Below are 22,821 nucleotides of genomic sequence, written 5' to 3' on the forward strand. Positions count from 1 at the left end.
CCGTCCCCCGAGCGTGAGCGAGTCAGGCCGCAGGCCTGAGACTTGTGTGCACCGACGAAGGAGGTGAGCGGCGCAGCCGTAGAGGAGCGACGAAGGAGCTACTCACACACAACGTAAGCAGCGGCGACCAGATCACTGTGGGTGAGGCTCAGGTGCCAGGTGGTCACACCTGCCTTGGCAGACAGTTCGGCAGCTCGGCCGGCGAACCCCAGGCTCGGCCTACCCGATTCGGCTCGCTCAACCCACACCTCGTGAAACCCAAAGGCACCGAGGCCAAGACCCAAGGCCTTCATGACAGCTTCGCGCGCAGCGAACCGTGCAGCCAGAGATGGGACCGGATCGACCTGAGGTTCGACGTAGGCCAGTTCGATGGGCGTGAAGAGCCGCGTCCGCATCGAAGGGGTCCGCTGCAGCGACATGCGAAACCGCTCAATGTCGACGACGTCGATCCCGATGCCGATCATCGGGTCACGAACGCCAGTAATTGGCGGCGTCGGAGATCGGACCGACGAGCAGTTCCTGCACGGACAACTTGGCGAGCAGCGAGTCATCGAAGCTGCCTTCGGTTTCGGTGACCCAGTCAACGAGGCGGTCGTAGCGACGGTCGTAGCCCTGGAGCACGCCGCGCATGTCGTCGGCAGGGAGCAGTTCGTGGAACGCCACATGCAACAGTGTGATTCCAACAGCCTCACCGGACTTCACTTCAGGGATGAAGATGACGGTGCGACCGTCACTTCGCCCCTGCGCGACGAGTACTTCGCGTTCGGAAGCAATCCGATGCTTCGTGCCGCGCAACTCGGCATTTCCGACGACACGACTCTCCAACTCCAGTGAGATGCCACCTCGGTCAATCACCGAGATCGAGTCACCGTCGATGGCGTATCGCGTGAACCCGCGAACTTCAGCGATGGCTGGGTCGAGGTCAGCGAGGATTTTGAGCGTCCGATAGCTGAGAACGTCACGACCTGCTCCGGCGTTCAGGACAGCTTGGACGAGCGGACGGCCAATGATGCCCTCGTCGCTGCGCGAGATACCGACGGTGACGGTCTTGGCCTGGTGCTTGATCGTGTCGACGGGCCGCGTCAATTCGTCGATGGCCCGACTGAGTGCGGCAACCAGGTCGTCGATGAGTGCCACCGGCGTGCCGACCTTGCCGGTCTGTCGCTGATACTGCTCGACAGGACGGTCAGCGAGAACATCATCGAAGATGCGCGACAGCTGCACTGCTGTCGACGCTTCGAGATGACCGTCGTACAGACCTGAGCGCAGCCCGTTGTGGAACGCTGCAGCTGGCTGCGGCATGGCGGCGGCGACGAGTTCGAGTAATTCGTCGCCGGAAAGAACCCGACCGGCAAGATGCTCAACGACCTCACGGGCCTCTCGCAGCGGCAGCGCCGAGGCATCGATTGCAAGCGCCGCCTCGTACCCGAACAGGTGCCCGACCATCGCCGACAGGATGAATCCGAGCGCCGGGTCGACCGGCGGCACGTAGATCGTGGCATCGGCGTTGTAGCGGGTTTCGCCGTCGTTAGCCACGACTATCGGCGTCGCCTTATGCGCCTTAAAGATCGCTACTTCCTTGGCGACGTCGTCGGCGGTCGAGCCGACCAAACCGGCGGCGCACACGAGGATTAACGGCTCCGAGGAGAGGTCAATGTGCTTCTTGTCCTCAGTCGAGTCACACGCCATCGACTTGTAACAGAGCTCGCTGAGCTTGATTCGGACCTCTTCGGCCGCGACCTTGTTCGGACCGTTCCCGACGACTGCCCAGTAGCGCTTCGGCGGAGCGAGTCGGGCGGCTTGCGCGATCACCGGACGGCGTTCGAGCACCTCGCGCATTGCATCGGGCAGTTCGCGGAGCGCCGTGAGGAGCTGGTGACGGCGCTTCGGCTCGCCCAGCGAGGCGGCTTCAGCAATTGCGCATGACAGCACGGCACCGGCCGCCACCTGTGCGTAGAAGGCCTTGGTCGACGCCACCGACATCTCGACATCGCGGCCATCCGAGGTGTAGAGCACACCGTCGGCCTTGTCGGTCAGGTCAGACCCGCGCCGGTTGACAATGCCGATCACCATCGCACCGCGGCCGCGTAGGAGATCGACGGTGCGATTCGTATCGGTGGTGGTGCCTGACTGGCTGACTGCGATCGCCAACGTGTCACTCATGTCCAGCCGCATGTGGAAACCGGACAACTCGGTTGCGGTGATCGCATCGACGTCGAGCGCCGAGCCCGTGAGCTCGTCGAGAATTGCTGCGGTGCTTTGGCCGGCGACCGCTGCGGTGCCCTGGCCGATCACGCGGATGCGAGTGATCGTGCCGTCAGCGAGACGTTCGCGGATTACTGCAGGGAGCGCTCGCTCGCCAACGACTGCGCGCAGCGCGTCGCTCTCACCGGTGATCTTGCCGCGCAGGGTCTTGGCGAAGCTGTTCGGCGACTCGGTGATCTCCTTGAGCAAGAAGTGGGGTGCATCGCCGCGGTCGATGTCGCGCGTGGTCACTTCTGCATAGGCGATGTCAGCGTCGCTCAGCGGCAAGTCGCCACCGTCGTAGGAGAGTCGCGTAATTCCGTCGAGGTCGCCGGCAGCAGCGCCATCGAGCATCACGATCTCGCCGCCCTGCTCGCCGTCCATCCGGACATAACGCTGGGTTTCCTCGACCACTCCGTACGGCTCGCTCGCCACGATGAAGCAGTCGTCGCCGAGGCCGATGTACAGACCCTGGCCGCTGCCGCGCAATGCGAGGAAGAGTGTCGACGGCGCGCTGGCCGTCGCTACGCCTATCGCAATGGAACCTTCGAATGCGGCGACAGTTCGACGGAACGACTCGACCGGCGCAACGCCTTCGCCGAGATGCCGCGACATCAGCATCGGGATCACCTTGGCATCGGTGGTGATCGGCGTAGCGATGCGGAGGCTGTGCTCGGCGCGCAGGTCGGCGTGATTGTCGACGTCGCCATTGAGCGCAGCGACGACGTAGGGAGCTGCGGTGCCGCCCGGCATCTCCTGCTCGGCCGAGTTGACCGGGTGTGCGTTCGGCTCGGAGATAATGCCGACGCTGGCCCAGCGAGTGTGGCCCAGCAGAGCGACGCGAGCGTCAGGGGACTGGAGGGCACGGCGGAGCAGCGCATCACCTGCGAGGTCGGCCCGGAGCGCAGCCGTGTTGTCACCAAGTTCACCGATCTCGGCAGCGGCCTTGTAGACGAACGACAGCGAGTCTCCCGACACCTCGACGGAGTTCGACTGAAACAATGGGTCGGTACCGCGGTCAGCGAGCAGCGTGGACAGCGCTCCGGCCTCTATGTTGTGGCCCCACACGTACAGGTGCACGCCAGCAGAATCGCGGCCGCGTACTTCGAGTCGATCGATCGACGAGAACGCCTGCTGGACGACCAGGTAACCAGAGAGCGAAGATGTCGACGCTGCCGGGCCGGCAAGCGCAGTCACCTCGCGAACAGTCCGCAGACGATCGTTCGCGATCGTCCACACAGAATCCTTCAGCGTGATCAGGTCGGCGCTCGCCCGCTCGAGTGCGTCGGCGTCGAGGCCTGCGTCGTTCGTGTCGAGGCTCGACTCGATCTCAGCAGCGAAGGCCATGAGCTGATCGGTCCGGCTGGTGATCGACGCTAGGAGGTCGACCTGGCCTGCGAGCGCGAGGACGCCCGGGAGCCCCTTGAGCATCGAGTTGACTGCGCCGGCTTCACCTGCGACTGCCAGTGCGTTGGGGCGAGCGGCAAGCGCTGCGTCAAGGCCACCCAGGATTTGATCTGCCGTCGGCGTCTCACGCGTGGGTGGACGACTCACGATGCCGATGATGCCGCACATAGGCAGGCCAGGCTACCGAGGGCCAGCACCGCTCGCCGGTCACACTGTGCCTGGCACAGTGTGACCGTTTAGATCACTTGCGCAGGGGTGCGTCGACCAGTGACCGCTTCCGGACAAACATGACAACAGGAGGTCAGAAGTGTTGGAGAGGAGTTCAGGCGAGCGGTAACTTCGCTCCTCCTATATTTCTTGGAAAGGGAAATCATGTTTACACGTCGTGCGTTTACCATTATCTCAGTCACCCTTGCCTTCGGGCTCGCTGCGTGCGGCTCCGGTTCAGTGAGCACCGCCGACCTGGAAGCATTAGTTTCCACCCAGCTTGAAGAGACCGTCGGTCAAGCCCCCGACAGCGTCGACTGTCCCGATGCGTTGCCCGGAGAGGTCGGCGCCGAAGTGCGCTGCACGCTCACGACAGACGACACGACCTTCGGACTGACCCTCACGGTGACCAGCGTCGACAATGACGTGGCCCTCTTCGACATCGTTGTCGACGACGCACCCGAAGGCTGATTCTCCCCCAGCCTCTCGGCCAGCAGATCTGTTGCGGTCACACTGTGCCTGGCACAGTGTGACCGCTCAGCTGAAACGTAAGCGGGCGGCTGCTGCGAGTTGATCGGCAGCGGCCTGAGCGCGCTCTGCCGTCGCTGCTTCAACCATCACACGGATCAACGGCTCCGTGCCGCTCGCCCGTACGAGGACTCGACCGGTTGCACCGAGTTCGGCTTCGACAGCGGCGATCTCGTCACGGAGGCGAACCGCCACATCTGGAACCCGTTCGCCCACCCGAACGTTGACGAGTACCTGGGGGAGAGAAGTCATGGCTCGGGACGCGATTGCTTCGAGCGTGGTTCCTGACCGCTTGACGATGTCGATCATTGCCACCGCAGTGAGGAGCCCGTCGCCGGTCGTGGCATGGTCGGCAAAAATGACGTGTCCGCTCTGCTCGCCACCGAGCGAGTAGCCGCCCGCTCCGAGTGCTTCGAGGACGTAGCGGTCACCGACGCCGGTCTCGACAACGTGGATGCCCGTTGCTTCCATCGCCAGACGGAAACCCAGATTGGTCATCACCGTGACCACCACCGTGTCGTGGGCGAGTTGACCGCGCGCTCGTAGATCGGCAGCGCAGATGGCAATGATGTGGTCGCCGTCGACAACAGTGCCCGTGTGATCGACCGCAATCAGCCGATCCGCATCGCCGTCGAGGGCGACGCCCATGTCGGCACCGTGTTCAAGGACTGCAGCGGCGACGAATTCCGGATACGTCGCACCACAGCCAGCATTGATGTTGCGGCCGTCAGGCTCGTTGGCGATGACGATCACCTCGGCGCCTGATGCGCGCAGCACGTCAGGCGCAACAGTAGTTCCGGCACCGTTGGCTGTGTCGAGCACGACCTTGATGCCCCTGAGGTCGCGGCCGCCCAACATCGCGAGCACGTGTTCGACGTAGTGCGTCGCGTCGTGATGAACACCGATCCGGCCGATGGAGGTGCCGGGATCGCCAAGCTGGTCGAGCGCCGTTTCGATCTGTGCTTCGACGTCGTCGGGAAGCTTCGTTCCACCGGGCGCAAACAGCTTGATGCCGTTGTCCCCGAACGGGTTGTGGGAGGCGGAGATGACAGCGCCCATCACGCCGAGCCGTTGCGCTTCGAACGCCACGAGTGGCGTGGTTGCGGTGACCATGTCGATGACGTCGACGCCCTCAGCGGCGAACCCAGCTGCAAGCGCAGCGCGGAACATCGGAGTTGACTCGCGGGTGTCGCCGCCGAGCACCACAATGTCGCGAGGTGCCCCGTCGATCGAACCTGGGTCGTCTGAACCTGCCCCCAGACGCGAAAGAACCTGGGCCGCAGCGCGACCCAGGTTCAATGCGAAATCGGCGGTGAGTTCGGTATTGGCGGCGCCACGGACGCCATCGGTACCGAATTTCATCGCCAGGCTGCGATCAGCGCTTAGTGAACTGAGGTGCCTTACGAGCCTTCTTGAGGCCGTACTTCTTGGATTCCTTCTTACGGGAGTCGCGAGTAAGCAGACCAGCCGACTTCAGCGTGCCACGGCTCTCGGGATCAAGTTCGAGCAGCGAACGAGCGATAGCCATGCGCAGTGCACCGGCCTGGCCGCTAATGCCGCCGCCATGGATCCTCGCCGTAATGTCATACGACTCGGTGGTCTCGGTGACCGTGAGGGCCTCCGTGACGACCATCCGCGAGGCCGCTGTCGGGAAGTACACGTCGAGTGCCTTGCCGTTGATCAGGAACTGGCCAGTGCCGGGCCGAAGCTGGGCACGGGCGACGGCGCGCTTGCGGCGGCCGGTGGTTTGGGTCAGGGGTACTGTTGCCATTGTTCTGTGTCCTGTTCTCAGCGACGCTTCGCGCCAGCGATTTCGAATGTCTTGGGCGACTGCGACCCATGCGGATGGTTCGGGCCTGCGTACACCTTGAGCTTCGTGAGCTGCTGGCGGCCGAGCGGGCCCTTGGGGAGCATGCCGCGAATCGACCGACGGACTGCGTCGGCGGGCTTGCGTGCGTGGAAGTGAGCGAACGACTCGCTCTTAATACCGCCCGGGTAACCCGAGTGGGTATAGATCATCTGGCGGTTGGCCTTATCCGAGGTCATGATGACCTTGTCGGCGTTGATGATGATGACGTGGTCGCCCGTGTCCATGTGCTGGGCGAAGATCGGCTTGTGCTTACCGCGCAGGAGGCGGGCGACTTCGGTGGCCATGCGTCCGAGGACCATGTTCTCCGCGTCGACGACGTGCCAGTCGCGGGTGATTTCGCTTGCTTTCGGTGTGTATGTGGCCATGGCCGTTTGCTCGTCTCGATTCGAAGTGGATCCGACTGCAGGTGCAGCATCCAAGGGCAGATCGCGCAAGCGATCTGGTCCACGGAACCGCGCAATGATACGGCGTGCGTCTGAGGGAGCCAACGTGCGCGCGTCACACACGCACAGTTGCGGCAAGGACATCATCAATCCACGCCAGCACCCGATCAGCCATCGCGACCGACGAGTACTCGTCGTCAACCCGCTGCCGACATGCAGCACGGTCGATTTCGCCGACACGCTCGACCGCTGCGACGAGCGCCTCGATGTCGTCGGCCGGAACCACGAAACCGGTGACACCGTCGTCGACGATCTCGGCCGGGCCGCCACGGTCGTACGCGATCACCGGAACACCAACCGCCATGGCCTCGACCGCCACATTGCCGAATGCCTCCACCCACTTGGGTGTCATCACCAGTGCCGCACACGCACCCAGCTGCGCCTGCAGGTCGTCGGTCGGCAGGAACCCCTGGTATTGGAGGTTCGCCTGCGGGTAGTCGGCTTGGATCCGATGCCAGTACGCCTCATCTTGGAGCATCCCCCAGACGAGCACCCGCTGTCCGGTCCGCGCCGACAGCTCAGCAACATCTTCGAGCCCCTTTTCAGGTGAAATTCGACCGACAAAGCCAAGTGGGGCGTCGTCGGGCACCGTCAACTGAACGTCGTACCGCTCAGCCACGATGCCATTTCCGACAACCCGGAAGATGCTTGGGTCAGGAAATGTCGCAGCCTGCGCCGCACTGTGGACTGCCAGGCGACCCGGGTGCAGCCGCTCGACCTCCGTGATCACGTGGTCCATCGCATCGCTGAGTGAACCCATCGACACCACGTGCAACACCGGGACATCAAGGAAGTGCGTCAGGTAGTAGGGCAACCAGTCGTAGGCAAGGTTGATGATCACATCGGCCTCGTGTTGGAGACAAGCAATGTGTGACCACATTGCTTCGAGTACCGAGCCCGCCGGCAACGCTGTCGAGGCCCCTCGACCAAGTCCTTGGGCACTGGCCTGCAGCACTCCATCGATCTGATGGACTCGCTCGCCCACGTAGAGCGAGTTCGTTGGCGCCACCACTTCCACGTGGTGCCCCCGCAAACCGAGGCCATACACGAGGTTGTGTAATGTCAGCTCGACGCCGCCACCGATACCTGAGCCAAGCGCACCGACCGGCGTCGATGCGATGAGGATACGTAAACCATCCATATCGTGATCAACGGCCAGGTGGTCTGGCATATTCCACCATGTTCACCCTGCGATCAGAACAGGGTGCAGGCGCACGTGCTCGTCGCGGTGGAACCAACTCACTTCTTGCTCAGCGAGTACATTTCATGTGAGGTCGCCATGAGTCACGATGTTCCAAGAAAATCCGCACCAGGTCAGTCCCCGTCGGGGCGATCCAGGCGCACGATGAACGCCACGGACGCGCCGTCCGTCCCGTCCAGTCCGTCGATCGAAGCGCTGGGCGATCCGGTCCTCGCAATCGACACATCTGGCGTGGTGCACTACGCGAACGAGCGAGCGACTGAAGTTCTCGGTTGGGATTTGGTTGCTGTGGTTGGCACATCGATACTCCTCCTCGTCCATCCGGATGATCTGAATCTGGTCGCTGTCTTGATGGACACCGCGACCAGCAAGAAATCTGGCCAACTGCTCCGCATTCGTGCACGCCACGGTCGCGGCACATGGATCAACCTTGAGTTGCGCGCCGCCATGCAGCAATCCGATGCCGGCGAGGACCTCATCGTCATCGTCGCTCGCGACACGACTGATCGTCACCAACTCGACTTCGACCAGGGTGACGTCGACATGCTCCGGTCCGTCATGAACAACATGCAAGGAATGGTCACGCTGCTCTCGCAAGACGGGCTGGTCCTTTCGATCAACGGTGCCGCCACTCGCCTGCTCGGCCATGACCCGGAGCTCATGCGGAGCCAGCCATTCGTCTCGTACCTCCACCCGGACGACTGCGACCGTGTCCACGAACGAGTGCAAACAACCCCCCCCGAACGCCTCCAGCGACTTCGAGGCACGGCTACGTTCCGGCGACGGCGTCCACCAGGTTTGGGAATTCACCGTGAACAATTTGCTCGACGATCCAACGGTCAACGGTTACATCGTCAGTGGACGGATCGCCTCAGCACTCGTCGATGCTCGCGAACGCGTCGACTTCCTTGCATTTCACGACAACCGCACGGGGCTCCTCAACCGAGATGGCTTCATGCAGGCGGCCCGAGCCATGTTGGCTGACGGCGGTGGCCTTGGCATTCTGGTGGTCGATATCGTGAATTTCCGTTCGATTAACGAGCTGTACGGTGAGCCGGTCGGTGACGCAGTGATTTCTGCTGTAGCCGAACGAATCGACAACGTTCGCTTGCCGGGTCTGATCTCCGCCCGCGTCGGCAGCGACGAGTTCGTCTTGGCCATTCGTTCCTCGAGCGTCGGGACGGTCGAAGAGTTGCGCGAACGGGTCCAGCGCGAAGTTGGCCAATCGATCATTCTCGAAGACCAAGAGGTCAACTTTGCGATCCGCACCGCCACGGCATTCGATCCGACACCCAGAGCGCTCGATTCCCTCCTCGTCAGCGCTTCGAATGAGTTGATGTCGATCAAGCGAAACACGGATCCCGAATCCGGCGGCATCTCATTCGATGCGATCAACGAGCGCCGCGCGCAGCTCGATCAACTCCGTGCATCTCTCGATAATGGCCAGATTCAGCCTTTCTTCCAGCCCATCGTCGACGTGCGGGGCACGGTGACGGCTGTCGAGGCGCTCGTCCGGTGGGTCCACCCCGTCCGCGGCGTGCTCGGCGTCGGTGAGATTTTGCCACTCGCGCAGATGGCCGGACTCGCTGAAGCAGTCGACGATCGTGTGCTGGAAATGGCGCTGCAATTCGCACATCGCCTCGACCGGGCTGGTCACGGAGGCATTGCAGTACACGTCAATGTCAACCCCAAGATGATTGCCTCGCTGTCGTTCGGCCATTCCTTCTTGAACCACTGCGCAGGCCTGAAGGTGCGACCCAGACAGATGGTCGTCGAGATCACCGAGACTGACCTACTCGCTCCCAGCGCCATTTCGCTCTCCAACATGAACCAACTCCGGCGGGCCGGAACACACGTGTCGATTGACGACTTCGGCACCGGCTACTCCAGCCTGTCGCACCTGCTTGAATTGCCGGTCGACGGCGTCAAGATCGACCGTCGTTTCGTTGCCGGCATCGACGTCGACGCGGCGGCTACGAATCTGACCACAGCGATCATCGGCCTCAGCGAGAGCCTCCGGATCACCTGCGTCGCCGAGGGTGTCGAGCACCCGTACCAGCGGGACCGCCTCTTCGAACTCGGCTGTCAGGCCTTCCAGGGTTGGCTATTCTCCCCCGCAGTACCGCCCGATGAGCTGCTGACGATGCTCCCCAACATCGCACCCACAATCTCTGACGACGTTCCGCGCCCCGCCCCCCTCCGCACCTGATCTGAGACGGTCCCGTTCCGCTGATCCCGTTTCAGGCTCGGGCGTCCCAGCGGGTGCCAAGGAAGCTAACGCCATGGAAGGTGAGGCCGTGGGGCGGGGCGACCTGGCCGGCAGCGTTGCGGTGGTGTTCAGCGAGAATCGCTGGCATCGAGTCGGCGGTGAGGCGTCCGAAACCGACATCTACGAGCGTGCCGACGATGCTGCGGACCATCTGATGACAGAACGACGTGGCCGTGACTTCAAAGCGCAGCAGCGGTGACGGGTTCAGGTCGTGCCACGGTTCACGGGTCCACTGTGCCAGCTGCAATGTTCGCTTCATCGATGGCTCGTAGTACCCGGGTCCCGGCTTCGGTTTGCGGCAAAACGACGAGAAGTCATGATCGCCGAGGAGATCAAGCGCCGCCTCGTTCATCGCATCGACATCAAGCGGTGGCCCGAGATGCCAAGCGTGACGGGACAGCAGCGGGTTCAGGGATCGGTCGTTCCAGATGGCGTAGCGATACGTGCGCGACGTCGCCGAGAATCGAGCGGAGAAATCAGGGTCGGCCCACTCGGGCCCGCGCACCGAAACTTCGGGCCGGAGTAGCGCGTTGATGCTGGCCGTCAATCGGTGCAGATCGGTATCGGCGGGAATCAATCCGTTGACGACCTGGCCCCAGCCATGCACACCGGCATCAGTGCGGCCAGAGCCGACGAGTTCGAGCGATTCGGCGGGCATCCGTGTAATCCGGGCGACTGCTTCGGTGAGCACACCCATGATCGTCCTGACGCCATCGCTCTGGGCAAAGCCACGGAAATCAGTGCCGTCGTACGCGACGAGGAGCCGGACGTTACGTAGCTCTCGCCCCAGTACGCCCGGCTCCATCATGCCCGTAGGCCTTCATTCATTCGATTGTGTGTGAACTCAGACGAGTTCGATGCGGGCCATCTCGGCGTTATCGCCGTGACGTGTGCCCATCTTGAGGATGCGGGTGTAGCCACCCGGACGCTCCATGTAGCGGGGCGCCACCTCGTGGACCAGCTTGTAGGTCATCTCGCGGTCGCCGAGGAAAGCCTGGATCTGACGGATCCGGTGGACCTGCATCGGGCCCTCTTCCTGAGCCTTCTTGGCCTTGGTGATCAGCTTCTCCGCAATCGGGCGGAGGTGCTTCGCCTTCGCTTCGGAGGTGGTGATGGCCTCGGCCGCGAACAGTGACGCTGCGAGGTTGGCCATCATGAGACGCTGGTGGGCTGCAGAGCTACCGAAGCGACGTGAGCGGCGGGGTGTGGGCATGATTCAGATTCCGTTTCTTACGTTCCGGCTGGGTGACCGTCAGCCGCGAAGCTGGAGGCCACGCTCGTCGAGCTTGGCCTTCACTTCGTCGAGGCTCTTCTGGCCGAAGTTGGTGATGTTGAGCAGGTCGTCTTCGGTCTTGGTGAGCAATTCGCCCACTGTGTTGACCTGTGCCCGCTTGAGGCAGTTGTTCGGACGCTCGGAAAGGTCGAGGTCTTCGATCGGCAGATCGAGGTCAGGCGACGACACCGTGTTGTCAACGATTTCGCCGAGCTCGAGACCTTGCGGCTCATCGCTCATCGAAGCAACGAGTTCGCTCAGAGCTTGCAGTGTGGCGCCAGCCGAGGCAAGTGCTTCGGCTGGGCTGATCGAACCGTCGGTGTCGATTTCCATGACGAGGCGGTCGTAGTTGGTGGCCTGCTCGACACGAGTCGGCTCCACCGTAAAGGACACACGGCGGACCGGGCTAAAGATTGCATCGATCGGGATAACACCGATGATGCGGTTCTCTTCTTCGCGGTTCGACGAGATATAGCCACGACCCTGCTCGACCGTGAGGTCGATGGCCAGGCGGCCTTTCGCGTTGAGTGTTGCGATGTGGAGGTCCTTATTGAGCACTTCGACGTCAGCCGGGCACTCGATGTCGCCAGCGGTGACAACTGCGGCGCCGCGAGCGTCGAGACGCAGGGTGACAGCTTCTTCGGACAGGCAGGTGACGACGACATCTTTCAAGTTCAAGATGATGTCGGTGATGTCTTCAGTGACGCCACCGATCGTGTCGAACTCGTGCAGTGCTTCGTCGAAGCGGACCGACACGATGGCGGCTCCGGGGATCGACGAAAGGAGGGTACGACGGAGTGAGTTGCCGAGCGTGTGGCCGAAGCCGGGCTCGAGCGGGCCGACAGCAAACCGCTGACGGTTGTTCGACTCTTCGCCGAGGGCTTCGATGGAGGGACGCTGCATGACGAGCATGGGTGCCGGGGCCTTTCAACTGCAGTATTCGAGAGTTACAGAAATATCTAGATACAAGGCGCCGGGACATCCGGCGGCGAGCTGACTACTTGGAGTAGAGCTCGACGATGAGGGACTCGCGGACCGGCACGTCGATGTGTTCGCGCTCGGGGAGCGTGCGCACGGTGACCTGCTTGCCGCCTTCACCAGCTTCGAGCCAGCCAACGAGGTTGCGATCGAGCGTGTCACGGTTGTGCTGCACAACGATCATCTTCTCAGCCTTGGCGGACAGGGAGATGACCTGGCCCCGCTTGACGCGGAAGCTGGCAATGTCGACACGCTTGCCGTCGACGAGGATCAGGCCATGATTGACGAACTGACGTGCCTGGGGGCGGGTCGAACCCCAGCCAGCGCGGTACACGATGTTGTCGAGACGACGCTCGAGGAGCTGCAACAGGATTTCACCTGTCGGACCCTGAAGCTTGTTAGCCTCTTCGTAGGTCTTCTTAAACTGACGCTCGAGCACACCGTAGATGTACTTGGCCTTCTGCTTCTCCTGCATCTGTGCGAGGTACTCAGAAGAGTTGCCTCGACGACGCGTGCGGCCGTGCTGGCCGGGCGGGAACGGACGGCGCTCAAGAACGGTCCGACCCTTTTCGTTTTCGAAGATGTTGACGCCCAGCCGACGCGAGATGCGCAGCTTGGGTCCGGTGTAACGAGCCATGATTCAGTCGCTTCTTTTCTCTAGCCGCGCCGACGCTTGGTCATGCGGCAGCCATTGTGCGGAACAGGGGTGACATCCTTGATCGAGATGACCTCGATGCCAGTGTTCTGGATGGAACGGACGGCGGTGTCGCGGCCCGAACCCGGGCCCTTCACCTGAATTTCAGCGCGGCGCAGGCCGTGCTCTTGAGCGGCGCGGGCGGCCTTCTCGGCGGCCAACTGTGCGGCGAAGGGCGTGCTCTTGCGGCTGCCCTTGAAACCCACGGCACCGGACGATGCCCAGGCAATGACATTGCCCTGCGGGTCAGTGATCGAGACGATCGTGTTGTTGAACGTCGACTTAATGTGGATGACACCAGTGGTGACGTTCTTGCGGTCGCGCTTACGAGGGCGACGAGCTGCGGTCTGCTTAGCCATTACTTGCGCACTGCCTTCTTCTTATTTGCAACCGTGCGCTTCGGACCCTTACGGGTGCGAGCGTTGGTGTGCGTGCGCTGCCCACGGACGGGCAGGCCTTTGCGGTGCCGGATGCCTTGGAGGCAGCCGATCTCGATCTTGCGCTTAATGTCGCCCTGCACATCGCGACGCAGGTCTCCCTCAATTTTGAGGTTCTGATCGATGTACGAACGGATCTTGTTGACCTCGTCCTCGGTCAGATTCGACACCTTGGTGTTGGGATCGAGTTCGAGTGCTGCGCACAGGGTCTGCGATGTGGGCAGACCAATGCCAAAGATGTAGGTGAGCGAGATTTCCAGCCGCTTTTCGCGGGGGATGTCGACGCCAGCAATACGTGCCATTGTTCTTCTAACCGTGCTTCCTGTTCAGCCTTGACGCTGTTTGTGACGGGGGTTGGTGCAGATGACCATGATGCGGCGATGGCGACGAATCACCTTGCAGTTGTCGCACATTGCTTTGACGCTGGGTCGTACTTTCATGGTTTCTCTCTACTTGTACCTGTACGTAATACGGCCTCGGGTGAGGTCGTAGGGGGTGAGTTCCACCTGCACTTTGTCGCCAGGGAGAATACGGATGTAGTGCATCCGCATCTTTCCGGAGATGTGAGCCAATACTGCGTGGTCGTTTTCAAGTTTGACCTTGAACATGGCGTTCGGAAGTGATTCGAGGATCACGCCCTCGAGCACGATCGCATCTTCCTTTGGCTTTGGCAGGGGATTCTCCTCACCTGTGTGGATCCGGGCGATTGATTTTCATGCATTCACCACGACCGTGCGCACAGGCACGCTCGCGCGGCCTGCGGGCAGACCGGCGTGCCATGGTAGCGGCGCATTTCGCGAACCGAAGCGCGAAAGCCGCGGACTTCGCTGTGACCTGTGATATCGGCCGCCAGGTCGCGCACACGTTCGGTGCTGGCGTGAGGTTTCGGGCAGACATCCACACCAGCGCCACCGAAACCACCGTCAACCAACCATCAACCCACCGGCAACCAACCGGCAACCAACCGGCAGTCAAACGACTGTCGCGTCCTCTGAGCTCAACGGGGTGAAGATGGTGCCGCGTAGCAGGCCGGTCACGGCATCGATAGCTCGGCGATGCTGTTCTGGCGACATGCCGACTGTTTCGGTCAACCCGATCAGCACGGTGCGCACGAATTCGACCATGGCCGGCTTGGCGAGCGGCGTGATCTCGCCTGTGGCAATTCCGACGTCGACGATGTCAACGAAGAATTGCTCACGTGCTTCGGCGTAGCGAGCAAGCTGCTCGGCAACTGCAGGATGGCGGCGGGTGTCGGTTCGAACCGCGCCAACAAATCCCGCCAACGACGGATCTTCAACACCCATTTGATGCGACGCCTCAAGCACCGCTGTCAGCTTGCCAAGGAAGTTGTCGGAGCTCCCGACGGCATCTTGGAAACGCGTATAGATCGTGCGCTGCATGTCCCTGTCGACCTCGAGATACAAATCGAGCTTCGATTCGACATAGTGATACAGGGCGCCAGTGGTGATGCCGGCCGCTGTGGCCACGTCTTTGTTGGTCACCGCGCCATATCCGCGTTCGGCGAACAGCCGTCGAGCGGAGTCGAGAATGGCCCGCTTCGTGTCAGCCGAGTCCGTTGCCGGCGGACGACCACGGCGACGAGCAGACGGCTGCTTCACGTCACCCTCTGTCTCGCCCGTCTCCGTCACGCACCCAGTATGAACGACGGCACACTGATTCTTCGGCTCGGAACCACTCCGCTCAGACCGCGTGGCCAATCAGAATTGGACCGAGCCATCGCTCGACGACCGCTCGGGCGCTGCGCTCTGTCAGGTGGGTGCCATCGGGGCGCCAGTCGAGGTCGTTGGTCACTCCTGCAGCATCCGCCCACCCCGCCAGGTCAACGACTGCCACCTCCGGCGCAAGTTCCAAGGCAACCAGGTCGAGCGCAGCACGGAGGCCAACCCAACGCTCGGCTGTGAAAGCGACAGAGTGCGCCACAAAGTCAACTGCGGGCGGGGGGGCAATGAGCGCGACGCGACCGACGCCCAGGTCGAGAAGGTCGAGCGCCGTACTGCGATAACGCGCTGCGAGACGCGCCACGTACCGGGCGTCAGTCGGCTCCAGTGGGCCTTCCGAAACTGCCCACTGGCGATCAGCGACGTCGACCACGGTGACCATCAGAGCAACCACGTCAGGCTGGATTCGCGCGACCATTGACGGGAGGTCGACGTCAAACATTTCCCTGCTTCGAACCGCCAACAATGTGTCATCCCAGCTCGTCACCTCCCCGCCCCTCAGCACACCGCAGCCCTGGCACCACAGCAGGTCGGAAGTGGCGTACTCCCGATGGTCAAGTGCCCACTCGGCCAACGCTTGGCCCAGGTAAAACGCCGTCGAATCGCCAACCGTCAGCAACCGAACCGGCCGCGACAACGGCGGGCCGAGAGGCTCGTCGAGAACAAATGGTTTGGCCACCACGGCCGGTGCAACGTCAATGGCCGAGCCGAGCATTTCGGCCGTATCGGCAATGACGATCGCTTGGATCGGAATCTGGGCCCCGAAATCAGCAAGCTCGACCGACGCGAAGTCAGGCAGCGTCACGGGGGCCGTCGGCTGAAGAGGAGCAAGCGAATCGAGCGGCTCGGCGGATGCCGACGCAAGGATGGCCGGGTCCGCCTCAAGGAAGCCCCTCGAGAACGGGAGAACGGCGACGGTGAGCCCGGCGACGAGCATGGCGCCAGCAGCTCCACGAATCGTGCTCCGGACCGGCCAGGAAGCTGAGCGGACCGGCCGTTCGATCAACACGAATGACGCCGCAGCGATCGCCAACGTTGCAGCCAGCGCAATGACGAAGCGCCATGGCTCGGTCAGGGACCATCCCTGCTGGCGCAGCCAGACAAAGACGGGCCAATGGAAAAGATAGACGCCGTAGCTGATCTGGCCGAGTTGGACCAGTGGCCGACTGGACAGCGCTCGGCGCACAGGGCCTGCGACCTGCAAGCTCCACAGCATGACTGCTGAAAGCGCAGCGAGCGGAGCGAACAACCCGGCATATGCGGGCCCAGACGCGGTGGGCAGAACGACGGCCAGCGTGGCGAGCGCCGCAGCGACGGGGAGAGCGAGCAACCCCGCCCAGGCAGGCACCCCCCAGCGCCGTAACACTCCGGCCACTGCGGCGCCGGCCAAGAGTTCACCGGCACGCATCGGCGTGGCCCAATACGTGGCGTTGTCGCTGAGGAACCGCGCTGCGATCGGCGTCGCAATCGCAGCAGCGAGGAACAACACCGGGAGGGTGATCGACCATCGCGTCACCCGCCGAGCCAGCAGTGCGACGGTGAGCGGCCACAAAAGGTAGAACTGTTCTTCGATCGCGAGTGACCAGTAGTGCTCGAGGGGCGACACAAAGACTGCCGAGCCGGTGAACACGTCGGTGTAGCTCGTGTCCCCGTCGAGCTTCACCCAGTTAAAGACGTGCGTCGTTGCACCGAGCAACTGACTCCGCAACCCAGGTACTTGGTCAAACTGTCCCATCAACCGCGCCACGCTCACCAACGCGATGCACGCCATACTCGCCGGCAGCAGTCGCTTCGCCCGTCGAGCGATGAACGATCCGAGGGCGAGAGCCCCGGTCCGCTCGCGCTCGTCGATCAGGAGTGTGGTGATCAGAAACCCAGACAGTGTAAAAAAGATCGAAACGCCGAAGTAGCCCCCGCCCATCCAACCAAAGCCAGCATGGAAGCACATCACCATTGCCACGGCAACAGCGCGGAGGCCGTCGAGGGCTGGCTGATAGCTCAACGGCTCGGAGCAGGAAGGCAGAGCCCGTTCACTCATTCCCGGAATTGTGCCACGGCGACCGCAAAGTCAGGGCAATCTCAGTCGGAGCGTGGCGCACAACCGTCGGCGTGCTCGAGGCACCATGGCGTCTGCCCAGGAATCCGGTGGCGATTGGCTGCGACTAACGAGTAGGCCTGGTCGAGGAGCCACGATCCACCAGGGACCTTCCATGGCAAAACCGGCCACTGCGCTTGACGGCCCACGGCGAGAGCCAGGGCGATTGCGCGGGCACCGCCGACCTTGATTCCACCGTGCGCGACGGTCCAGGCTGCGGCGTCACCCTCGACCTCGCTCACGCCGGTGTTGTCGCGTTGGCCGTTTGCCTGAGAGGCCACGATCTCGAGCCGATCGTGCTTGTCGAGACGTCGCATCCAGCGAGCGCTACGTGTGCAAAAGCCTCAATACCCGTCGAAGACAAGTGTTGCGCGCTCGGGCCGTCGATCAGGAAGTTGCCCAAAGTCGACGGTGTTCACATCATCAGTGTGCCAACTACAAACTAAATACGGTTGCCTTCGACCGCCTTCACCATGCGGGCGAAGACTGCGTCGGGGTGGCCGACGCCGTTGATGACGACGAGCCGATTTTGGTCGCTGAAATGCTTGACGAGCGGGAAGGTCTGCTCTTCGTAGAGGTCAAGTCGACGGTTCACTGAGTCTTCGGTGTCGTCGTCACGCTGCAGCACATCGCCGCCACAAACATCACAGATCCACGGGCTCGGGTCATTACCGGTTGCTGTGTAGTTCGTACCGCAGTCGCGGCACACACGACGCGACGAGATGCGTTCGAGCACAATCTCGCGCGGGACGTTCAGGTCGAGCACCACGTCAATTGGGCGCCGCTGTTCGGCGGCGATCTCGTCGAGTTGCAGCGCCTGCGCCAACGTCCGTGGGAAGCCGTCGAGGATGTATCCACGCGAGCTGGCGTCGGCGGCACCGAAACGTTCACGCACGATTCCGATCATGATGTCGTCGCCAACGAGACCGCCAGCATCCATGACTTCCTTGGCCATCAGGCCGAGTTCGGTCTCCTCGCGGACGGCAGCCCGCAGCATGTCACCGGTAGAGATGTGCGGAACGACGAAGTGGCGCGACAATCGAACACACTGTGTTCCTTTACCGGCTCCCTGTCGGCCGAGAATGATGAGGCGAGCGCCCGGAATCATCAGGCGCCTCCTACTTCAAGAAGCCCTCGTAGTTGCGCAGCGTGAGTTGGCTGTCAATCTGGCGCATCAATTCGAGCGCCACACCGACGGCGATCAGCACACTGGTACCAGCGAACCCGAAGGAGTTCACGTCGGCAGCGATCAGCAAGATGTATGGCAGGATCGCAATGATCGCAACGAAGACAGCGCCCGGCAGGGTGATGCGGTTGACGGCCTTGCCGAGATACTTCTCGGTTTGCATACCAGGACGGATGCCTGGAATGAAGCCACCCTGCTTGCGCAACTGGTCAGCCTGACGAATCGGGTCAAATGCAATTGAGTTGTAGAAGTAGGCAAAGGCGATGATCATCAGCGCGAGAATTGTGATGTAGACCACGTTCTGCGGGTTGACAATGTACTGGTCGACAAATCGCTGGACGGTACCGCGCCAGCCCTCGCCACCACTGCCACCGAGGACGTTGGAGCCAATGACGGGGAGGAGCAAAATGGAGCTCGCGAAGATGATCGGGATCACGCCGGACTGGTTGACCTTCAACGGAATGTAGGTGTTTTGGCCGCCCATCATTCGTCGGCCCACGACACGTTTCGCAAACTGCACAGGGATCCGTCGCTGGCCCAACTCGACAAACACCACCGCCACAATGATCCCAAGCGTCAGGACCACCATCGCAAAGAACCAGAAGACCTTGTTGAGCTGGAGGATGCCCCAGAAGCCGCCCGGCAACGAGGCCACAACCGAAGCGAAGATCAGCATGGAAATCCCGTTACCGATACCGCGTTGCGAGATCATCTCGCCCATCCACATCAACACAGCCGTACCAGCGACCAGAGTCGGAATGATCAGGTAGCCGCGCGGCCAGACGCCGTCAGGCAAGAGCGGCACGGTTGGCGCCGCGCTGGCTGCGGAAAAGAACGCCGTGCCTCGTCCCGTACCGAAGATGAAGACAAGTCCCGTCGACTGGAGCGTGGCCAGAGCGATCGTGACGTAGCGCGTGTATTGCGTGATTTTGCGTTGTCCAACGGCGCCATCCTGCTGCAGCTCTTCGAGCTTCGGGATGACGACTCCGAGCACCTGCATGATGATCGAGGAGGTGATATACGGCAAGATGCCGAGCGCGAAAATCGAGAACGACTCAAACGCGCCACCGGAGAACAAGTTGAGGAACCCGAGGGCTCCCTGCTCGCTCGACTGGGCACGCAACTGCTCAATGGCAATGCCGTCGACGCCGGGGACTCGAATGGCCACGCCGAGTCGGTACACGATCACCATCAAGATGACGAACATCAGCTTATTGCGGAGGTCCGAAATCTTGAAGATATTCAGGAGATTCGAAATCAAAGGAAACAGCTCCCGGTTGGGGTGACGGTCGAGTGGGGCGTCTGGACGCCTGGCGATTCAAACGTCCGCTGACCGTACCAGCAAGAGCAGAAGCTCCGCGCGGCAGGCCAGGGACGATGAAAAAATCGGTTAGCGGTTGGCGAACTGGTTGCCCTGCACTGCAGGACGACCGGCCTTGCCTTCTTCCTTGAAGGGAAGCGTGACAAGCGTGACCGAACCGCCAGCGGCCTCAATGGCTGCGACAGCCGAGGCCGAAGCTCCGTGGGCGTGCACGTTGACCTTGGTGGTGATTTCACCACGAGCAAGAATCTTCGCAAAGTCGCCCTTTGTGAGCAAGCCACTCTGGACAAGCGTGTCGAGGTCGATATCAGAACCGACCTTTTCTGCCAGGTCGTTGAGGGCGTGGAGGTTGATCGCCTGGTACTCGACGCGGAACGGGTTGTTGAACCCGCTCAGCTTCGGAACACGCTGCTTGAGAGGCGTCTGGCCACCCTCGAAGCCGCGGGCAACAGTGTTACGGGCGCGCTGGCCCTTGGAGCCACGGCCAGCGGTCTTGCCGCCCTTGCCGCCGGTACCGCGCGCCTTGCGCTTGCGACTCCTGTTCGACCCGGGTGCGGGTGCGAGGTCATGAACCTTCATGTTCAGCTCTCTTCCGTGACGTTTTCAGTCACAACGATGAGGTGCGGAACTCGGGCAATCATGCCACGAATCTCCGGACGGTCAGGAAGTGTGTTGGTGTTGCCGATCCTGCCAAGACCGAGCGCACGCAGTGTTCCGCGGTGCTTGGGCTTGGTGCCGATAGCGGACTTGATCTGCTTCACATGAATTGCACTCATGATGTAGCTCCAACTTCAGCCGAGGCGGCTTCCTTCTCTGTGGAGGAATCAACTGCAGGCTTCTTGTTACGTTCGTTGTATGCATTGAGCAGACCCTTGGGGATGCACTCTTCGGGCGTCAGGCCGCGGCGAGCCGCGATCTCGTCGGGACGCTGCAGGGACTTGAGGCCCTGAATCGTCGCACGAGCAACGTTGATGTGGTTGGCCGAGCCAAGCGACTTCGACAACACGTCGTGGACGCCAGCCTCTTCAAGAATAACGCGAGCAGCACCGCCGGCGATGACGCCGGTACCGGTTGCTGCCGGCTTCATCATCACCCGTGCGCCGCCGGTCTGGCCGAGCACGGGGTGGATGATGGTCGATCCGGCCATCGGCACCTCGAACAGGTTCCGACGAGCTTCCTCGGTGCCCTTCTGGATCGCCAAAGGCACTTCCTTCGCCTTGCCATAGCCGAGGCCGACCTTGCCGTTGCCGTCACCAATCACCACGAGAGCGGTGAAAGAGAAGCGACGACCGCCCTTGACGACCTTGGCGACGCGATTGATGGTGATGACGCGTGATTCACGCAAACCATCGGGATCCTCGCGGCGGTTCTCGCCCCGACCATCACGGTTGTTGTTTCCAAAAGCCATCAGAATTCCAGTCCTGCTTCACGTGCGGCGGATGCAACGGCTGCGATGCGGCCGTGGTAGGCGAAGCCACCGCGGTCGAAGACGACCTTTTCAATACCAGCAGCCTTGGCTCGCTCGCCGATGAGCACGCCAATCTTGGTAGCGGCCTCGACGCTCGAACCCGTCCCTGCTGAACGCAGCTCGGCCTCGTTAGTCGTTGCAGACGCAAGCGTTGTGCCAGCATCGTCATCGATGACCTGCACCGAGAGGTGCTTGTTCGAACGGAACACTGCGAGACGGGGACGTGCCGCTGTGCCGTGGATCTTTTTGCGTACACGGCGGTGGCGACGGATGCGTCCGTTGCGGCGTGCTTGTGCGACTTTCGTCATAACTACTTCTTTCCTGCCTTGCCGGCCTTGCGGACGACGCGTTCGCCGAGGTACCGGACGCCCTTGCCCTTGTACGGCTCAGGCTTGCGGAGGCTACGGATGTTGGCGGCCACCTGGCCGACCATTTCCTTGTCGATCCCGGACACGATCACCTGTGTCTGGGCCGGGAGCTCAAACGAGATCCCCTCGGGCGCCTTGACGTCGATGGTATGGCTGAAGCCGAGGCTGAGCCGGATGTCTTTGCCCTGCGCTTCGGCTCGGTAACCAACGCCGACGATTTGGAGTTCCTTTTTGAACCCCTCGGTGACGCCGAGAACCATGTTGTTGACGAGGCTGCGGACCAAGCCGTGCAACGCCTTACTTTTGTGCTCGTCGTTGGGACGAACACACGTGAGCGTGTCGCCGTTGACGTCGATGGTGATGCCGCCGGGGATCTCACGATCAAGTGAGCCCTTCGGACCTTTCACCGTGATGTGGGTTCCGACAATGTTGACATCGACGCCCGCAGGCACCGCGATCGGTGCTTGTCCAATTCGTGACATGAGTGGTTCCTTACCAGACGTAACAGAGGACTTCGCCGCCGACTTTGCGCTTGCGCGCTTCCCGGTCGGTCATGAGCCCCTTGCTGGTGGACAGGACAGCGACACCCAGGCCACCGAGCACACGAGGTACATCGGTGGAACTGCGGTAAACCCGCAGCCCGGGGGTCGAAATGCGGCGGAGGCCCATGATCGTGCGATCACGGTCTTCGCTGTACTTCATAATGATGGTGAGCGTTTCACCGACGCCACGAGGCGACGGCGTTGTCTCAAAGCTCGTGATGTAGCCCTCCTTCTGGAGGACAACAGCGAGGGCAACCTTCTGCTTTGACGACGGCATGGGAACCTCGTCGTGCTTGGCCGTGTTCGCGTTGCGAACTCGGGTCAGCATGTCTGCGATGGGATCTGTCAGCATTTGTAACTCCTCACCAGCTCGACTTCGTCAGGCCCGGGATCTCACCGGCATGTGCGAGCTCTCGCAGACACACACGGCAGAGACCGAACTTGCGATAGACGGAACGGGCACGACCGCAGCGTTTGCAACGGGTATAGGCGCGAACCTTGAACTTCGGCTTCGCGTTTGCCTTGTTGATCAGTGCTTTTTTAGCCATGGT

The 22,821-nt window shown here is 62.0% G+C and carries 27 protein-coding genes and 2 pseudogenes; 3 read left to right on the forward strand and 26 right to left on the reverse strand.

Annotated features, from left to right (window positions below):
- Positions 1 to 98: 98 nt before the first annotated feature.
- Positions 99 to 464, reverse strand: coding sequence for a holo-ACP synthase (locus tag ACH2EI_RS12515; protein ID WP_395155663.1), 366 nt, complete (start codon positions 462 to 464; stop codon positions 99 to 101).
- A 4-nt stretch (positions 465 to 468) separates the two neighbouring features.
- Positions 469 to 3,798, reverse strand: a complete 3,330-nt coding sequence (locus ACH2EI_RS12520; protein ID WP_395155661.1) for an SIS domain-containing protein — start codon at positions 3,796 to 3,798, stop codon at positions 469 to 471.
- 225 nt (positions 3,799 to 4,023) lie between these two features.
- On the opposite strand from ACH2EI_RS12520, the gene ACH2EI_RS12525 reads away from it, so the two are divergent.
- The gene (locus ACH2EI_RS12525; RefSeq protein WP_395160268.1) at positions 4,024 to 4,329 is read left to right on the forward strand and encodes a DUF4333 domain-containing protein; all 306 of its coding nucleotides are present in this window, start codon (positions 4,024 to 4,026) and stop codon (positions 4,327 to 4,329) included.
- A 66-nt stretch (positions 4,330 to 4,395) separates the two neighbouring features.
- Here ACH2EI_RS12525 and glmM read toward each other — a convergent pair whose 3' ends face one another.
- From glmM to ACH2EI_RS12545, 4 genes are all read right to left on the reverse strand, one after another.
- Complete coding sequence (gene glmM / locus ACH2EI_RS12530) at positions 4,396 to 5,754, reverse strand: phosphoglucosamine mutase (RefSeq protein ID WP_395160280.1); 1,359 nt, start codon at positions 5,752 to 5,754, stop codon at positions 4,396 to 4,398.
- A 7-nt stretch (positions 5,755 to 5,761) separates the two neighbouring features.
- Positions 5,762 to 6,157, reverse strand: a complete 396-nt coding sequence (gene rpsI, locus ACH2EI_RS12535; protein WP_395155442.1) for a 30S ribosomal protein S9 — start codon at positions 6,155 to 6,157, stop codon at positions 5,762 to 5,764.
- 17 nt (positions 6,158 to 6,174) lie between these two features.
- Positions 6,175 to 6,621: a 50S ribosomal protein L13 gene (gene rplM / locus ACH2EI_RS12540; protein ID WP_395155441.1), complete on the reverse strand. Its 447-nt coding sequence runs from the start codon at positions 6,619 to 6,621 to the stop codon at positions 6,175 to 6,177.
- 133 nt (positions 6,622 to 6,754) lie between these two features.
- On the reverse strand, positions 6,755 to 7,840 hold the full coding sequence (locus ACH2EI_RS12545) for a glycosyltransferase (RefSeq protein WP_395155440.1): 1,086 nt from the start codon (positions 7,838 to 7,840) through the stop codon (positions 6,755 to 6,757).
- Between the two features lie 204 nt (positions 7,841 to 8,044).
- On the opposite strand from ACH2EI_RS12545, the gene ACH2EI_RS12550 reads away from it, so the two are divergent.
- Both ACH2EI_RS12550 and ACH2EI_RS12555 read left to right on the forward strand, forming a co-directional pair.
- Positions 8,045 to 8,884, forward strand: coding sequence for a PAS domain-containing protein (locus tag ACH2EI_RS12550; protein ID WP_395160270.1), 840 nt, complete (start codon positions 8,045 to 8,047; stop codon positions 8,882 to 8,884).
- On the forward strand, positions 8,856 to 10,109 hold the full coding sequence (locus ACH2EI_RS12555; RefSeq protein WP_395160282.1) for an EAL domain-containing protein: 1,254 nt from the start codon (positions 8,856 to 8,858) through the stop codon (positions 10,107 to 10,109). The genes ACH2EI_RS12550 and ACH2EI_RS12555 overlap by 29 nt, the downstream gene beginning before the upstream one ends.
- A 31-nt stretch (positions 10,110 to 10,140) precedes the next feature.
- Here ACH2EI_RS12555 and truA read toward each other — a convergent pair whose 3' ends face one another.
- The 20 genes and pseudogenes from truA to ACH2EI_RS12655 all read right to left on the reverse strand — a co-directional run bounded on the left by truA (position 10,141) and on the right by ACH2EI_RS12655 (position 22,818).
- Positions 10,141 to 10,977, reverse strand: coding sequence for a tRNA pseudouridine(38-40) synthase TruA (truA, locus tag ACH2EI_RS12560; RefSeq protein ID WP_395160272.1), 837 nt, complete (start codon positions 10,975 to 10,977; stop codon positions 10,141 to 10,143).
- A 39-nt stretch (positions 10,978 to 11,016) separates the two neighbouring features.
- A pseudogene (rplQ, locus tag ACH2EI_RS12565) lies at positions 11,017 to 11,382 on the reverse strand (50S ribosomal protein L17); the annotation flags it as partial.
- A gap of 39 nt (positions 11,383 to 11,421) precedes the next feature.
- Entirely contained in the window at positions 11,422 to 12,345 is a 924-nt protein-coding gene (locus ACH2EI_RS12570) for a DNA-directed RNA polymerase subunit alpha (RefSeq protein ID WP_395160274.1), read from the reverse strand.
- Positions 12,346 to 12,439: 94 nt separating this feature from the next.
- Positions 12,440 to 13,057, reverse strand: a complete 618-nt coding sequence (gene rpsD / locus ACH2EI_RS12575; protein WP_394931984.1) for a 30S ribosomal protein S4 — start codon at positions 13,055 to 13,057, stop codon at positions 12,440 to 12,442.
- Positions 13,058 to 13,077: 20 nt separating this feature from the next.
- Positions 13,078 to 13,473: a 30S ribosomal protein S11 gene (gene rpsK / locus ACH2EI_RS12580; RefSeq protein WP_394931985.1), complete on the reverse strand. Its 396-nt coding sequence runs from the start codon at positions 13,471 to 13,473 to the stop codon at positions 13,078 to 13,080.
- Positions 13,473 to 13,853 carry a 30S ribosomal protein S13 gene (gene rpsM / locus ACH2EI_RS12585; RefSeq protein WP_395153320.1) on the reverse strand — a complete coding sequence of 127 codons (381 nt, stop codon included), beginning with the start codon at positions 13,851 to 13,853 and terminating at the stop codon, positions 13,473 to 13,475. Before rpsM ends, rpsK begins: the two co-directional genes overlap by 1 nt.
- A 24-nt stretch (positions 13,854 to 13,877) precedes the next feature.
- On the reverse strand, positions 13,878 to 13,991 hold the full coding sequence (rpmJ, locus tag ACH2EI_RS12590) for a 50S ribosomal protein L36 (RefSeq protein WP_394928251.1): 114 nt from the start codon (positions 13,989 to 13,991) through the stop codon (positions 13,878 to 13,880).
- A gap of 9 nt (positions 13,992 to 14,000) precedes the next feature.
- Positions 14,001 to 14,225, reverse strand: a complete 225-nt coding sequence (gene infA, locus ACH2EI_RS12595) for a translation initiation factor IF-1 (protein WP_395153325.1) — start codon at positions 14,223 to 14,225, stop codon at positions 14,001 to 14,003.
- Positions 14,226 to 14,522: 297 nt separating this feature from the next.
- Entirely contained in the window at positions 14,523 to 15,200 is a 678-nt protein-coding gene (locus tag ACH2EI_RS12600) for a TetR/AcrR family transcriptional regulator (RefSeq protein WP_395153319.1), read from the reverse strand.
- Positions 15,201 to 15,252: 52 nt separating this feature from the next.
- On the reverse strand, positions 15,253 to 17,328 hold the full coding sequence (locus tag ACH2EI_RS12605) for an acyltransferase family protein (RefSeq protein ID WP_395160276.1): 2,076 nt from the start codon (positions 17,326 to 17,328) through the stop codon (positions 15,253 to 15,255).
- Positions 17,329 to 17,369: 41 nt separating this feature from the next.
- Positions 17,370 to 17,714: pseudogene (locus ACH2EI_RS12610) on the reverse strand (thiol-disulfide oxidoreductase DCC family protein); the annotation flags it as partial.
- 113 nt (positions 17,715 to 17,827) lie between these two features.
- A complete protein-coding gene (locus ACH2EI_RS12615) occupies positions 17,828 to 18,493 on the reverse strand; it encodes an adenylate kinase (RefSeq protein WP_395153317.1) in 666 nt (221 codons plus the stop codon).
- Between the two features lie 10 nt (positions 18,494 to 18,503).
- On the reverse strand, positions 18,504 to 19,832 hold the full coding sequence (secY, locus tag ACH2EI_RS12620; RefSeq protein ID WP_395153316.1) for a preprotein translocase subunit SecY: 1,329 nt from the start codon (positions 19,830 to 19,832) through the stop codon (positions 18,504 to 18,506).
- Positions 19,833 to 19,961: 129 nt separating this feature from the next.
- Complete coding sequence (rplO, locus tag ACH2EI_RS12625) at positions 19,962 to 20,471, reverse strand: 50S ribosomal protein L15 (protein WP_395153315.1); 510 nt, start codon at positions 20,469 to 20,471, stop codon at positions 19,962 to 19,964.
- Positions 20,472 to 20,473: 2 nt separating this feature from the next.
- Positions 20,474 to 20,668: a 50S ribosomal protein L30 gene (gene rpmD / locus ACH2EI_RS12630; protein ID WP_395153314.1), complete on the reverse strand. Its 195-nt coding sequence runs from the start codon at positions 20,666 to 20,668 to the stop codon at positions 20,474 to 20,476.
- A complete protein-coding gene (gene rpsE / locus ACH2EI_RS12635) occupies positions 20,665 to 21,300 on the reverse strand; it encodes a 30S ribosomal protein S5 (RefSeq protein ID WP_395153313.1) in 636 nt (211 codons plus the stop codon). The genes rpmD and rpsE overlap by 4 nt, the downstream gene beginning before the upstream one ends.
- A complete protein-coding gene (gene rplR, locus ACH2EI_RS12640; RefSeq protein ID WP_395153312.1) occupies positions 21,300 to 21,668 on the reverse strand; it encodes a 50S ribosomal protein L18 in 369 nt (122 codons plus the stop codon). Before rplR ends, rpsE begins: the two co-directional genes overlap by 1 nt.
- A 2-nt stretch (positions 21,669 to 21,670) precedes the next feature.
- Complete coding sequence (rplF, locus tag ACH2EI_RS12645) at positions 21,671 to 22,210, reverse strand: 50S ribosomal protein L6 (protein WP_395153311.1); 540 nt, start codon at positions 22,208 to 22,210, stop codon at positions 21,671 to 21,673.
- A gap of 10 nt (positions 22,211 to 22,220) precedes the next feature.
- Positions 22,221 to 22,622, reverse strand: coding sequence for a 30S ribosomal protein S8 (gene rpsH, locus ACH2EI_RS12650; protein ID WP_395153310.1), 402 nt, complete (start codon positions 22,620 to 22,622; stop codon positions 22,221 to 22,223).
- Between the two features lie 10 nt (positions 22,623 to 22,632).
- On the reverse strand, positions 22,633 to 22,818 hold the full coding sequence (locus ACH2EI_RS12655) for a type Z 30S ribosomal protein S14 (RefSeq protein WP_394928241.1): 186 nt from the start codon (positions 22,816 to 22,818) through the stop codon (positions 22,633 to 22,635).
- Between the last annotated feature and the right edge of the window lie 3 nt (positions 22,819 to 22,821).

This window comes from Ilumatobacter sp. (genome assembly GCF_041688325.1).
Taxonomy (GTDB): Bacteria; Actinomycetota; Acidimicrobiia; order Acidimicrobiales; family Ilumatobacteraceae; genus Ilumatobacter_A.